Below are 13,938 nucleotides of genomic sequence, written 5' to 3'. Positions count from 1 at the left end.
ATCCACCCTATCTCCGGCTGCGGACGGCGGCGGTCAGCACCGATTCCGGCGTGCGCGGGCGCGCCGGGCCGAAGAAGAAGGTGTCGGGCCGGTAGATTCCGAAATGCGCGCCTGGGTCCCAGGCATACACGCCCTGGACCGGCACGTTGTGCAGTTCCAGGTCCACCACGACCGGCTGCAGCACCCCGGCGATCAGCCCGATGCTGTAGACCTGCTCGGACCAGATATCGAGCATCTCCGCCCAGATCAGGGTGCGAGTCTCCGGCGAGTCGGCGGACCGCCAGGACCGATACAGCTCCATCAGCCGGCTGGCCTCGGGCAGGTCCGGCTTTTCGCCCGCCTTGCCGCCGGTCTGGTAGTACTGCCCCCATTTCGGCCACATGTATTGGATCTGGTCGGTTGGCGCGAACGCCTGCGGGCTGGTCTCGGCGGTGGCCAGGCCGTTCTCGGTTCCGGAAGAGATCGCCATCAGGGTCTTGCCGGCGAACACCCGGTTGCGGAACACCGTGCGTTGGGTCGGCCGGCTGTACAGCTTGATGCCGGCGGCCATCCAGCCGTCGTGGATCAGTTCCAGGACGTCGGTCTGCTCGGTGCTTTCACCGGCGGTCTCGACCACGATCTCGGCCGGCCGGCCGTCGGGAAGCAGCCGCACGCCCCGGGAGTCGCGCTTGGTCAGGCCGATCTCGTCGAGCAGCGCGTTGGCCGATTTCGGGGAATAGCTGGCCCACCGCTCGCGCAGCCCCTCGCGGTACAGCGGCGAGGTCGGCAGCAGCGTGTCGGCCCCGTCGAGCGCCAGGCCGTAGTAGATGACCTCGTTGATCTCATGCCGGTTGATGGCGAGCGACAGGGCGCGACGGAACCGGACGTCGCGCATCAGCGCGCGCCACACCGGATCCTCGGCGTTCATGTTCGGGAACAGAGCCAGATGCGCGCCGTAGGCGGTGCGCCACAGGTAGGTCTCGTACCCGGACCGGGTCTCGCTCTGCCGCAGGAAGGTGTAGTCGTCGAACGACAGGTAGCGGGCCTGCAGCGCGGATTCCCCCGCGCCGGTCTTGGCCGGGATCAGGCCGGGTGCCGCGACCTGGAACACCGCTTCGTCGATGTACGGCAGCTGCCGTCCCTCGGCGTCGACCCGGTGGTAGTAGGGGTTGCGGCGGTACACAAAGCGGTCCGACGGCGGCTCGGTCACCGCCATCCACGGCTGCAGGGTCGGCAGCGCCGGATTGTCGAACTTGTACATGTTGTCGAGCTTGTTGTGCAGCGCCGCCCAGTTGCGCTGGTGCCCGGATTTGATGCGCTTCTCCAGCTCGGCCGGGTCGGCATAGTCGCCGTGCACTGTCTTCAGGTAGTGCGCCGGGCGGTACAGGTACAGCGGGCTGGCGCCGGCCAGCGCCGGCAGGAACTCAGGATTCGGTTTCGACCAGGAATACCGCACTACCGTCGGCGACAGGATCTCGACGGTCGGGGCCTCGCCGTCAACCATCAGCTCGCTTGGCGGACCGGTCGGAGACAGCGCCGGGTTGTTCGCCACGTCGTGCCAGAAGTAGCGGAAATCCTCGGTGGTGAACGGCTGGCCGTCGGACCACCGATGGCCTTCGCGCAGCGTGAAGGTGAACACCCGGTCGTCCTGGACATCGACCTTGGCCGCCAGATCCGGCACCAGCTCGTAAGTCTTTGGCCGGTACACCACCAGCCGGGCGTAGCCATATACCACCATCTGCCGGGTGTCCTTGTCCCGGCCCATGATCATGGTCAGCGTCCCGCCGTACTGGCCCGGCTCCTTGTGCTCGGCGCCGAAGTCGACCACGGAAGGGTTGCGCGGCAACCGCTCGGCGACCGGCGGCAACCGCCCGGCCGCCACGTCCTCGGCCAAGACCGGCGGCTCGACAAAGGTCTGCGCGACCCCCGGCCGACTGGGCGTCAGCAACAGCAGGGCCGCCAATGCCAGAGCGAAGCGGCCGGTCACGAGGCCAACCTGAAAGTGAGGATCTGCGGGTCGGCGCGCACGAAGTGCTCGTCGCCCAGGTCCACGAACTGCGGCGTGTGCTGCGCGTCGATGGTGAACGGCGCCGGCCAGTCCGCGGGCTGCGACGCCCGCTCGTCCATGATCCGGGCGAAATCCAGCGGATGATCCAGGCTCGGGTCCGGAACCGCGGCCAGAAGCGCCTGGGTGTAGGGATGCACCGGGTTGCGGAACAGTTCCTCGCGGGTCGCCAGCTCCACCAGGCGGCCCGCGCACATTACCGCGATCCGGTCGGCGATGTAGTCCACCACCGCGAGGTTGTGGGAGATGAAAAGATAGGTCAGCCCCAGGGACGCCTTCAGGTCCTTGAGCAGGTTCAGCACCTGGGCCTGGATCGAGACGTCGAGCGCCGAAACCGGCTCGTCGCAGATCAGCATCGGCGGCCGCAGGGCCAGGGCACGGGCAATGCCGATGCGCTGACGCTGGCCGCCGGAGAAGCTGTGCGGGTAGCGGCTGAGGTGGCGCGCGTCGAGCCCGACCAGCTTCATCAGCTCCGACACCATTTCACGCCGCCAGGCCGCCGTTCCGATATCGTGGATCACCAGCGGCTCGGCGATGATGTCGAACACCGGCATCCGCGGGTTCAGCGAGCCGAACGGATCCTGGAACACGAACTGCAGCTTGCGCCGGAACGCCGCCAGTGCCTCGCCCTCCAGGCCGAGCACGTCGACCGGACCGTCGTCATCGGTGAAGGTCACCCGGCCGCTGTCCGGCCCGATGGCCCGCATGATGACCTTCGACAGCGTGGTCTTGCCGCAGCCCGACTCGCCCACTAGGCCCAGGCACTCGCCGCGCCGGACCTCGAACGAGACATCGTCCAGCGCCATCACCCGCTTTGCCGCACCGCCGAACAGCCCGGCCTTGCGAATGGCGTAGGTCTTCGACACGCCTTCCACCGACAGCAACGGCTCGGTCTGCGGCGTGGCACGGGCCGTCTGGTTTCCGGTGTCGGCCAGCAGGTGGCCGGTCTCGGCCCTGATCTCGCGGATCGGCTTCAGCCGCTCGCCCGGCGCCATGTCGAAGCGCGGCACCGCCGCCATCAGCGACCGCAGATACGGATGTTCGGGCCGCCGGAAAATGTCCTCGACGTCGCCGGATTCCATGACCCGGCCGCGGTACATCACCACCACTTCCTCGGCCACGTTGGCGACCACGCCGAGGTCGTGGGTGATCATCAGGACCGCCATCCGCAGTTCCGTCTGCAGATCGCGGACCAGCTTCAGAATCTGCGCCTGGATGGTGACGTCGAGCGCGGTCGTCGGCTCGTCGGCAATCAGCAACGCCGGCCGGCAGACCAGGGCCATGGAGATCATGGCGCGCTGGCGCAGCCCGCCCGACAGCTCGAACGGATAGGTCTTCAGCGCCCTTGCCGGATCCGGGAACCCGACCAGGCGCAGCATATCGCGGGTCAGCTCGCGGGCTTCCGACCCGGAGACCGTGCGGTGCAGGCGCAACGCCTCGGTGATCTGGTCGCCGATGGTATGCAGCGGCGACAGCGAGGCCATCGGTTCCTGGAAGATGATCGAGATGCGGCCGCCCCGCAGGTCGCGCATCGGCCGGCCGTCGGGCGCCAACCGGACGATATCGGTGATCGTGCCGGGCTTGTCGGGGTCGGCGAACAGGATAGAGCCGCCCAGCACGCGGGCCGGCCGCGGCAGCAACCCCATGATCGCCTGGCTGACCACTGATTTTCCGGATCCGGACTCACCGACCAGCGCCACGGTGCCGCCGCGCCGGATCTGGAACGACACACCGTCGACTGCGACCAACCGCCCCTCCGGCAGGTCAAAACCAATGCGCAGGTCGTTAACGCGGAGCAGCGGCGTCGCGCGATCCTTCATTCCATCCCCACACGGCCGTCGTCTCCGGACGCCGTCTCCCTCGGCACCCCAGCGCCGGCGGACAAACCGAGCGCTTTCAAATTCTCTTGGGTGGCGTCGGAAAGTGCAAGTCGATTGCCGGCTGCCGCCTGCGCCGCCCGCGCCGTCACAGCCTCGAAGTCGTCAAGCGTGGATTCGAGCGACAACACGCTCCCGTCGCCCTGCAGGCGGAGCTGCATCCAGCCGCCTTCCTTGTCGCGCCGGGTGGCGAAATACCGCAGCTGCATTGCGGCCAGCGCATCCCAGCGGATCGCCCGTCCGAACGGCCCGGATGCGCGGATGCCGGTATCGTCGATCTCGATGACGGTAGCGCTGCGCTGCCAGGCCCGGAACAGGTAGACCGCGAACAGCAGCGCGAACACGCCAAAGGCCACGGCAAGCCACGTTACCATCGGCAGGAACACCAACGGTCCTGCGGTAACCAGCAGACCGAACCCGCCGCGCAGAAAGTCGCCTGCAATGGAGCCTCGTTCATAGCGGTGGGTGGTCACGCGGTCCTCCGAATGTCGCTTCCGGCTTCCACCGCCGGAGTGGTCGCAACCGCCGCCAGCGCCGCCGCCGGGTCCAGCCATCGCACTGCTGCATGCCGTGATAGTCCCGCGAGCAACGGCTCCCAAGCCTGCCACGTCCGTGCGTCGGTCACCAAGTGATGGGACAGGATTCCGATCGGTCCGGTGCATTGCGCGATCCGCAATCCAAGCGTCTCCGCTACGGCATCAATCGTCAGGGGCATCTGTCCGGCGCGCCAGTCGATCAGGTCGACATGGGTGTCCAGACGCGGCACATCGGACCGGGCCGGCGCGCGGTCCCATGGCGCGAAGCCCGACAGGGCCGTCACGCCGGTGCCGCCCAGGCGATCGAGCAGGTCGTCGCCGATCCGGTTCCAGGGAGGCACGAAACAAGGCAGCAGCCGGTCGCCCGCCAGCGCCGCCAGCCGCCGCCGGCCGCCGGCAATCTCGGCGAGCCGGATCTCGATCGGACGCTCCGGCCCGAACTCGGACTTCTTGGAGCCAACCGCCGAATGATCGGCATGCAGCCAGCCGTGAACGAACAGCCGCGCCGGCGTGCGCTCCAGCGCCGGCAGCACGTCGGCCGTCATCCGGCCCGACACCGCCGCCAGGGCCGGGACGATTCCATGTTCCGTCAAGGCGTCGAGCAGCGCGTCGAGTTCCGCCGACGGCCGCTCCAGGTCGTCGTCGCGCCACCACAGCTCGACGGTGCGTCCGGTCGCGCCGATCGCGTCGAGCGTGGAACGCAGGCGGTCGACGCCGTCGGTGCTGCTACCGGTCATGCCGCCGTCCGCTCGCGCACCACCCGCGCCACCAGCTCGCCGGTCGCTTGGGCGCCATCGAGATCGACCGACGGCACCGCGTCGCGCGGCCGGGCCATAGCCCGGTTGATCGCCGTCGTCAGGGTTTCAACGCCAAGTTTGGCCTCGGCGACCACTTCCAGGGCGCCGACATCGGCCAGCAGGTCGGCGCGCAGCCGCTGCTCGGTCTCCACCCCGCCTTCGAACGGCACCACGACCGCCCTGGCGCGTACCGCCAGCAGCTCAAGCAGGGTGTTGTACCCGGCCTGGCTGATCGACAATGCCGCACCGGCCATCAACGCCGGCAGGTCCGGCCGCATGGTCTCGACCACCAGGTTCGGCCGGTCGAGCGCCCGAAGGTAGTCGAGGGTGTCCGCGCGCATGTGGTGCCCGGTAACGAACCGCCAGGTCCGGTCGGCCAGCGGCAGGTGCGGCATGGCGTCGGCGACCTGGCGCATGAAGTCGTGGCCGACGGCGCCGCCTCCGGCCGAGACCAGGACCTCGCCAGCCGCCAGCGGGTCGGCATCCGGCACGGCCAGGTCGTCGGCGTTCACCACGTAGCCGGTATAGGTCAGCGGCACACGGATGTCGGCCGCCATCGGGAAGGTTCGCTCGAGCCGGATCAAACGGGGGTCGGCGTGGATCAGGGCCGCGTCGTAGTAGGCGTTCAGGGTATCCACGATCTCCTGGTTTCGGTCGGCCCGCGGCTTGGTTACCAGGATGTCGCGCATCGACGAGAACACCGCCGGCCGCCAGACCGCGGCTCGCGCCGCCTGCAGCAACGGGATCAGTTCGAACCGCATTTGCCGACGCCCGAACGGAAACAGTTCGGTGATCACCGCCGCCGGCCGCCGCTCCTGGAGCAGGCCGAGCAGCTGGTCGCGGCGGGCATCCCGGAAGGCATCGTCGATCGGCTGGTCATGTTCATCGACCAGGACCTTGAACGCGTCGTCAAGGGCCCGGACCGGTGGCAACTGGACCAGTTCGGCACCGCCCAGCGGCAGGTGCGGTACCGGCATACCTCCGGACACGAAGTCGACCGTCAGGCCATGCGCCGTCAGGCCGCGCGCCACCGCCGCCGCCCGGCGCAGATGGCCGATGCCGAGCAGGTTCTGGACGTACAGCAGGACGCGCGGTGCGCTCATTCGGACGGCTCCAGCGGAATGTTGGCGCGTTTCAGGCTCCAATGCCCGGTCGCATCGAGAAGGAACAGATGGGCTGCCCCCCAGTCAAGCCGCACCGGCGGCTTGCCAGTCATCCCCCAGCCCGTCGCCAGGGCCAGCGCGGCTCGGATCACGCCCTTGTGCGACACCGCCGCGGTGTCGCGGCCGTCCGCCAGCAGGCGCGTCCCCAACTCTTCGAGGCGAGCCTGGATCTCGCGCGGGGTCTCGCCCTCCGCCGGCCGGAAATCCAGGCCAAGGGCCTCGTTGAGAGCGACAGCCTCGGGGTTCTCGGCCCGCACCTGCGCCAGCGTTCGCCCCTCCCAGGATCCGAAATCCATCTCGATCAGCGCGGGCTCGATCTCGGCGGTCACGCCCAGCAACGACGCCGTCTCGCACGCGCGGGACAACGGGCTGGTCAACCACCGAAACTCCCGGAACCCGGACGGCAGCACCTTGCGCCGCACGGCCTGCCGGCCGAGAGACGACAGCGGGATGTCGGATCGACCCTGCAGGCGTCTGGCCGCGTTCCACTCCGTCGGCCCGTGCCGCAACAGGACAAGCTGGATCACCTCCGGCCATCCCCGCGGCGCCCGACAGCCGCGCGAAGCCAACGGTCGAGCGCGATGGACGCGCCGTCGAGCGTGTGTTCGGCCAGCACCGTTCGCCGCGCCGCCTGGCCCATCGCGTGCCGCCGAGCCGGGTCATCCAGCAGCGCCGCCACCGCGAGGGCGAAGGCGCTAGTGTCGCCCTCCGGGGCCAGGATTCCGGTTCGCCCACCGCGCACGATGTCCGGCACGCCGCCCACATCGCCCGCCACCACCGGCAGGCCGGCCGCCTGGGCCTCCAGCAGCGCCATACCGTATGCCTCCTGAACCGCCGGCCAGACCATGAGGTCGACAGCGGTGTAGATCTCGTTCATGCGAGCCGCTTCCACGGTACCGATCATCCGAATCCGATCACCAAAAGGCTCGAATGCGGCCATCACTTGGGCCTTGGCCGGGCCGTCGCCGACCACGATCAGCCGCCACGGGCGATCGGACAGCGCGTCCAACGCCCTCGCCAGCACCCGATAGGACGCGGTCTTGGCGCCCGGCCGCATCATTCCGACCGCCAGCAGCCACGGTTGATCAATCGGCAGGGCAAGATGTTGCGCCAGACCTTCGCGCGCGGCCGTATCGGCCGGCTCGGTCGGCAGTTCCAGGAACGGGCGAAGCCGTTCGTAGCGGCCCTCGGCACCGAGCGTCGGTTCAACTGCGACGGCGTCCCGGCTGTTGAACCCGATCACCAGGTCGGCCCGCGCCAACGCCGCCAGCACCGCGCGATGGCTGCTGTCCCAGGGACCGCCGGCGCGTTTGCCTGCAACCGACGCTTCGGCCACGACGTAGGGGATGTCCAACGCGTCGGCAACCGCCGGCCCGACCCAGTCCGGCGCCTTATAGTACAGGTGGTAGGTGAACCAGAGGTCGGGTGCTGGCCGCCGGCCCGACCGTACCGACCGGACGTAGCGATCCGCCAACCGCCGGCCGACGCCGGCGATGCGCCGCTGCCGGTCCGGGATTCCCGCCGCATCGCGGCTGCGCAGCCGCGCCGCCAGTTCAACCGTGTGCCCCGCCTGTCCCAACGCGCGTACCAGCAACCGCGCCATTGTGCGGTCGCCCGACGGCCGGTCGGAATCGGGCGGCTTCAGCGGGGCGTAGAACGCGACCCTCATGCGACGTCAGCAAGCCCCGCGCCGGTGTTCAGGCCGAAGCGCGCAGCAAGGCTGTCCAGGCCGGAATCGTGACCAAAGGCGGTGCGAACCCGATCGCGACCGGCGCTCGCCAACACTGCCCGCCGATCCGGATCGCGCGCCAACTCGGCCAGGGCGGCCGCCAACGCGGCCGGGTCCGCCGGTGGCACCAGCAGGCCGGTCACACCGTCGTCGACCAGTTCCGGGATCGCCGACACCCGGGTCGCCACCGTGGCCAGGCCGGCGGCCTGCGCCTCCATCAGCACGTTCGGCAGGCCGTCACGGTCGCCGTCACCGGCAATCTTGCTGGCCAGCACGAACAGGTCGGCCTCCGCCAGTGCCGCCAGCACGGCGGCGCGCGGCTGGGCGCCGCGCCAGCTTATACGGTCGTCGATACCCAGGCGCCGGGCCTGGTCCCGCAACACGTCCTTCAACGTACCGCCGCCGATGTGCACGAACCGCCAATGCAGATCGGACGGCAGCTTGGCGAGCGCGGCCAACAGGTCATCGTACCCCTTCTTCGCCACCGCCCGGCCGATCGACACGATGGTCACCGGGTCGTCGGCACGGCTTCCGTTGCGCGACGGCCGCGGCGGCGGTGTCGGAAAATCGGTGAGGTCCAGGCCGTGGTACAGCAGACCCACCCGGTCCCGATCCGGTGCGAGCGCTGCCAGATGCGCGGATCCGACGGCGGTGCATGTAACGGCCCAGGCCGCATCCGCCAGCTTTTCGCGTTTCTCCCACTCGGGCGTGGTCCAGATGTCCTTGGCGTGGGCCGACGCCGACCAAGTCCGCCCGGTGATCAGCGCGGCATAGCGCGCGACCGAGGACGGCGTGTGCAGGAAATGGGCGTAAAGATGCCCGACGGCCGGATCCAGTTCGGCTGCCAGCACGCAAGCCTGCCCGAAACGCCGAATCCGGTTGGGCGTCGGGTCGCGCAGCAGGTCACGCCACCACGTTGCAAAAGCGGAACGATATCCGGACAGGCGCCGCACCAGCCGCCAGCCGCGCAGCACCCGCAACGGTTCCTGATACAAATACTCCGGCAGGTAGCTGACCGGGGCGGTGATCGCCGCATGCACCGGGTGGATGCTGCGGTCGGTCGGGTGGCGCAGCGCCACGATCCGAAAATCCAGCCCCCGGCGCTGCAGGCCCAGCAGTTCCTGGGCAATGAACGTCTCTGACAACCGGGGGTAGCCCTTCAGGACCACCGCTACCGGTCCGGGAGTGACGCGCCGGCTCTGCGCGGCCGCCGACGCGGGGACCCCAGCCGACATGATCACGCTGGCTGGCGGAACGGCACGACCGGTCGCGCCGCCCGCGCCGTGACCCATCGGTCGACCAGCTGTGCCACGCGGTCCAGCCCGTCGAGCAGCGGCAGCCCGGTCGCCTCGGACGGCAGCTTCTGGGCCGGCAGGCGGCGCAGTGCCTCGGCCATCGCCTTGGGATCGCGGTCGCCATCCTCGACCATCACGCTGAGCAGGCCGAGTTCCTCGGCCCGCTTGGCCCGGATGTACTGTTCGAGCCGCGGTTCGGTGCGCGGGACGATGATCGCCCGTTTGTCGAACGAAAGGATCTCACAGAACGTGTTGTAGCCGCCCATCGCCACGATTGCCGCGCACCGCGACATCAGCGCCTCGATGCGGGAATCGAAGGTGATGACATGGACCCGGTCCAGGCGCTCGGCGCGTTCCATCAATTCGTTCTGCTGCTCGTGCGGCATGAACGGGCCAAGCACCATCAGGACCGGATAGGGCAGCTGGGAGTCCTCCTCGTACGCCCGAAGCACCCAGTCCATCATCGGCTCGCCGTCGCCGCCGCCGCCGGCGGTCACCAGCAGGTACGGTTCGTCGCCGAACGGAATAGCCGGGGCCGGCGTTGCCACCTTGGAAGCGTGCCTGCGCAGATAGCCGGTATAGCGGGTCTTCAGACGGACCGAGGCGGGGATGTCCACGCCGTCGAACGGATCGCAGACCTCCTTCACGCCATACACCCAGATCTCGTCGTACAGATCCTGCAGGGCCGGCAGCACCTTCTTGCGCTCCCATTCCGGTACCAGCAGCTCCGGCTCGTCCATCACGTCGCGCAGGCCAAGGACAAGCGGGGTGCCCCGCGCCTTCAGCATTTCCAAGGTGTCCTTGACCTCGCCGCGCAGGCCCCAGGGCTCCTTGTCGACGATGAACACGTCCGGATCGAAATACTCAGCGGTGTGCTTGATGATGGCAGCGCGCAGCTGCACCGTCTCCTCGATGTCCATGTGCAGGGACAGCGAGGTGTAGTCGCCGTTGCGCAGCTTGATGACGCCAGGAATCCGCACGAAATCAACGCGCGTGCGGAAATCGAAGCTGCCGATGATCGGCGAGCCCGACAGGATCAGCACGCTGATCTCAGGGTCGGCTTCGACAAGCGCGTGCGCGATCGCACGACACCGCCGCAGATGGCCAAGGCCCAGCGTGTCATGGCTGTACATCAGGACGCGCGCTGGCGTCCGACGTTTGGGATGACTCATCGGCCTCCTCGCGACCGTTGCCGGAACTCACGACGATCGGCTGCGATCCCCCGCCGGCCGACTATGGCACAATGACCCTGCTCCGGAAATGGTAACCTTTTCAGGCGCTGCAGTGTTGAACGGTGCTACGAATATCCCCAAACTCGATCTGCTTCCACAGTCGACGGGCCGACCATCATGGAACCGAGTATCTACCGGTTCATCTTCCGTCACAGCAAACGCGAGCAGATCGTTCTGCTGATCATGACGGCGTTGTCGTTCCCGTTTCTGTACTATTCACTCGATCTGCCGAAGAAGATCATTAACGAGGCTCTGGGTGCCAAGGGATCGGCCACGTTCCCCGTCAATTGGCTCGGGTTCGAGTTCGGCCAGCTGGAGTACCTCTGGACCCTGTCCGGCCTGTTCCTGGCGCTGGTCTGCATCAACGGCGCGTTCAAATACGTCATCAACGTCTATCGCGGCCAGCTCGGCGAACGGATGCTGCGCCGGCTGCGATTCGACCTGTACGCCCGGGTCCTGCGGTTCCCGCTGGGCCGTTTCCGGCGGATGAGCCAGGGCGAGATCATTCCGATGGTGACCGCTGAGGTCGAGCCGCTCGGGGGCTTCATCGGCGACTCGATCTCGCTGCCGGCGTTTCAGGGCGGCACGCTGATCACGATCCTTACCTTCATGTTCATCCAGGACCCGATCCTGGGCCTCGCGGCGATCTCGCTCTATCCCATCCAGGGCTACGTGATCCCGAAGCTGCAGCGCCAGGTGAACCTGCTCGGCAAGGAGCGGGTCCGCACCGTGCGCGCCATGTCCGACAAGATCGGGGAGACCGTCTCGGGGGTGCAGGAGGTCCACGCCAACGACAACGCCCGGCTCATGCTGGCGCGTTTCGCGGAGCGGCTGAACCGGATCTACGACATCCGTTTCGAGATCTATAAGAAAAAGTTCTTCATCAAGTTCCTGAACAACTTTCTGGCCCAGCTGACCCCGTTCTTCTTCTATTCGATCGGCGGGTACCTGGTGATCCGCGGCGACCTGTCGCTGGGCGCCATGGTGGCGGTCCTGGCAGCGTACAAGGATCTCTCCGCCCCCTGGAAGGAGCTGCTCGGCTACTACGAGCGCAAGGAAGATGCCCGGATCAAGTACGAGCAGGTGATCGAGCAGTTCGACCCGCCGACGATCATGGATCCGGCATTCCAGGCCGGCGACGCGGATGCCGGTCCGGCAGAGTCGGCCGGTATCCGTTCGTCAAACCTGGGCTGGATCGACGATGACGGCGAGGTGCAGGTCGAGGGCATCAGCATCAGGATCGAGCCGGGCGAGCGGGTGGCCCTGCTCGGCCCGCCGAACGGCGGCAAGGAGGCGCTGGGCCTGCTGCTCGCCCGCCTGGTGTTGCCGACCAGCGGCAACCTCAACTTCGGCGACCGGGACATGGCGACGCTGCCGGAGGCGGTCACGGGCCGTCGCCTCGGCTACGTGGGACCGGCGGCGTTCGCGTTCTCCACGTCGATCCGGGAGAATCTGCTGATCGGCGCCATGCATCGGCCATTGGTGGAGCCCGAGCGGGACACGGCGGCGCAGGCGATCGCGAAGCGCGCTGCGGAGAACGCGGCGATCGCCGGTAACTCGACCGACGACCCCCAGGCCGATTGGGTGGACTACGCGGCGATCGGGGTGGACGACGCGGGGGGGCTCTCGAAGCGGCTGGTCGAGCTTCTCGACGTCGTCGATCTGTGGGACGACTGCTACCAGCTCGGTCTGCGCGGCACCCTGGACCCGCAAAAGCGGCCGGACATCGCCGAGCGTATCCTGGAGGCCCGCCGCAGCTTTGCCGATCGCCTCGCCGGCGATCCCTCGCTGGCGGAACTGGTCGAGCCGTTTGCCGCCGACCGCTACAACTCCAATGCGTCGGTGGCCGAGAACCTGTTGTTCGGCACGCCGGTCGACGGCACGTTCGCAAGTGAATCCATCGCCACCAGTCCCTATGTCCGCCAGATCCTCGACACCGTGGGTCTGACCGGCGATTTCCTGACCATGGGCCGGGACATGGCGGCCACCATGGTCGAGCTGTTCGCCGATCTTCCGGCGGACCATGAGTTCTTCTCGCAGTTCAGCTTCATTTCGCCCGACGACCTGCCCGAGTTCCAGGCGCTGGTCACCCGGGTCGATCGAAGCGGGGTCAACGGCCTGTCGGAGGAAGACCGCAGCCGATTGCTGTCGTTGCCGTTCAAGCTGGTCGCCGCTCGCCATCGGCTCGGGCTGCTCGACGATGCGATGAAGCTTCGCATCCTGGAGGCGCGCAAGGCGTTTGCCGAGAACCTGCCGCCGGACATGGCCGGCGCGGTCGCCTTCTTCACGGCCGATGCCTACAACGCCGCCGCCTCGGTTCAGGACAACCTGCTGTTCGGCAAGATCGCCTACGGACAGGCCGACGCATCGGCCCGGGTCGGAAAGGTGATCGCCGAGGTCCTCGAAAGCCTCGATCTGCGCGCGACCGTGATCGAAGTCGGTCTTGATTTCGAGGTCGGCATCGGTGGCTCCCGGTTGACCGCCGCACAGCGCCAGAAGATCGGGATTGCGCGCGTTCTGCTGCGCCGGCCCGAGATCTGCGTGTTCAACGACGCGGTCGGCAGTATCGAATCGGCCGCCCAAAGCCGGGTAATCGACCGGGTTCTCGCCGAGACCGAGGGAGGAACGGTGGTCTGGACGCTGCAACACCCCGATCTGGCCCGCCGGTTCCAGAGGGTCCTGGTGTTGCGCGGCGGCCGGGTGGTGGAAGATGGCACACCCGACAGCCTTGACCGTAGTGGGACCGAATTCCACGCCATGGCAGCTGGCAGCTGACCGGGAGAGAAGCAAGCGATGAGCATCAATCAGGAAGTCGAACTCCTTCGGAACATTCCGCTGTTCGCCAAGATCGAGCCGGCCAAGCTGAAACTGCTCGCCTTCACCTCTGAGCGTCTCACCTACCAGCCGACCCAGACCATGTGTCACCAGGGCGACATCGGGGACGCTGCCTACATAATCATCGACGGCGAGGCCGTGGTTCGCATCGGCACGTCGGCGGGGGAGATCGAGGTCGCGAGGCTTGGGAAGGGCGATGTCGTCGGCGAGATCGCCATCCTGTGCGACGTCCCCCGCACCGCCACTGTCCAGGCGGTTGACCGGGTGACGGTCCTCAAGATCACCAAGGAACTGTTCTTCCGATTGGTCAACGAGTTCCCGCAGATCGCGATCGAGATCATGCGGGAACTCGCCGCGCGGCTGGAGCGGACGAACGCCCAGCTCCGGGACGCCGTCAGCCGCAACGGCACCACCTGAACTGTCTCGAAAC

Annotated in this window: 11 protein-coding genes; 2 read left to right on the top strand and 9 right to left on the bottom strand. The window is 67.9% G+C overall.

What is annotated here, in order from left to right:
- Positions 1 to 7: 7 nt before the first annotated feature.
- From RIC54_RS23000 to RIC54_RS22960, 9 genes are read right to left on the bottom strand one after another with little or no spacing between them, the layout of a single operon-like run.
- On the bottom strand, positions 8 to 1,966 hold the full coding sequence (locus RIC54_RS23000; protein ID WP_350091753.1) for an ABC transporter substrate-binding protein: 1,959 nt from the start codon (positions 1,964 to 1,966) through the stop codon (positions 8 to 10).
- Positions 1,963 to 3,864: an ABC transporter ATP-binding protein gene (locus RIC54_RS22995; protein ID WP_350151461.1), complete on the bottom strand. Its 1,902-nt coding sequence runs from the start codon at positions 3,862 to 3,864 to the stop codon at positions 1,963 to 1,965. The genes RIC54_RS23000 and RIC54_RS22995 overlap by 4 nt, the downstream gene beginning before the upstream one ends.
- The gene (locus RIC54_RS22990; RefSeq protein ID WP_350091747.1) at positions 3,861 to 4,394 is read right to left on the bottom strand and encodes a hypothetical protein; all 534 of its coding nucleotides are present in this window, start codon (positions 4,392 to 4,394) and stop codon (positions 3,861 to 3,863) included. Before RIC54_RS22990 ends, RIC54_RS22995 begins: the two co-directional genes overlap by 4 nt.
- Positions 4,391 to 5,194, bottom strand: a complete 804-nt coding sequence (locus RIC54_RS22985) for a polysaccharide deacetylase family protein (protein ID WP_350091744.1) — start codon at positions 5,192 to 5,194, stop codon at positions 4,391 to 4,393. The genes RIC54_RS22990 and RIC54_RS22985 overlap by 4 nt, the downstream gene beginning before the upstream one ends.
- On the bottom strand, positions 5,191 to 6,357 hold the full coding sequence (locus RIC54_RS22980) for a glycosyltransferase family protein (RefSeq protein ID WP_350091740.1): 1,167 nt from the start codon (positions 6,355 to 6,357) through the stop codon (positions 5,191 to 5,193). Before RIC54_RS22980 ends, RIC54_RS22985 begins: the two co-directional genes overlap by 4 nt.
- Positions 6,354 to 6,944: a histidine phosphatase family protein gene (locus RIC54_RS22975; protein ID WP_350091737.1), complete on the bottom strand. Its 591-nt coding sequence runs from the start codon at positions 6,942 to 6,944 to the stop codon at positions 6,354 to 6,356. Before RIC54_RS22975 ends, RIC54_RS22980 begins: the two co-directional genes overlap by 4 nt.
- A complete protein-coding gene (locus RIC54_RS22970) occupies positions 6,941 to 8,086 on the bottom strand; it encodes a glycosyltransferase family 4 protein (RefSeq protein WP_350091734.1) in 1,146 nt (381 codons plus the stop codon). The genes RIC54_RS22975 and RIC54_RS22970 overlap by 4 nt, the downstream gene beginning before the upstream one ends.
- A complete protein-coding gene (locus RIC54_RS22965; protein ID WP_350091731.1) occupies positions 8,083 to 9,381 on the bottom strand; it encodes a glycosyltransferase family 4 protein in 1,299 nt (432 codons plus the stop codon). Before RIC54_RS22965 ends, RIC54_RS22970 begins: the two co-directional genes overlap by 4 nt.
- Before the next feature lie 2 nt (positions 9,382 to 9,383).
- Positions 9,384 to 10,613: a glycosyltransferase family protein gene (locus tag RIC54_RS22960; RefSeq protein WP_350091728.1), complete on the bottom strand. Its 1,230-nt coding sequence runs from the start codon at positions 10,611 to 10,613 to the stop codon at positions 9,384 to 9,386.
- Positions 10,614 to 10,790: 177 nt separating this feature from the next.
- Here RIC54_RS22960 and RIC54_RS22955 point away from each other — a divergent pair, with 177 nt between their 5' ends.
- Positions 10,791 to 13,448, top strand: coding sequence for an ABC transporter transmembrane domain-containing protein (locus RIC54_RS22955; RefSeq protein WP_350091725.1), 2,658 nt, complete (start codon positions 10,791 to 10,793; stop codon positions 13,446 to 13,448).
- 18 nt (positions 13,449 to 13,466) lie between these two features.
- Positions 13,467 to 13,925, top strand: a complete 459-nt coding sequence (locus tag RIC54_RS22950; RefSeq protein ID WP_350091722.1) for a cyclic nucleotide-binding domain-containing protein — start codon at positions 13,467 to 13,469, stop codon at positions 13,923 to 13,925.
- Positions 13,926 to 13,938 lie beyond the last annotated feature (13 nt).

This window comes from Thalassobaculum sp. (genome assembly GCF_040219215.1).
In the GTDB taxonomy this organism is placed as follows: domain Bacteria; phylum Pseudomonadota; class Alphaproteobacteria; order Thalassobaculales; family Thalassobaculaceae; genus Thalassobaculum_A.
Note: the sequence above shows the minus strand (reverse complement) of the source record. Positions and strands in the feature narration are given on the sequence as shown.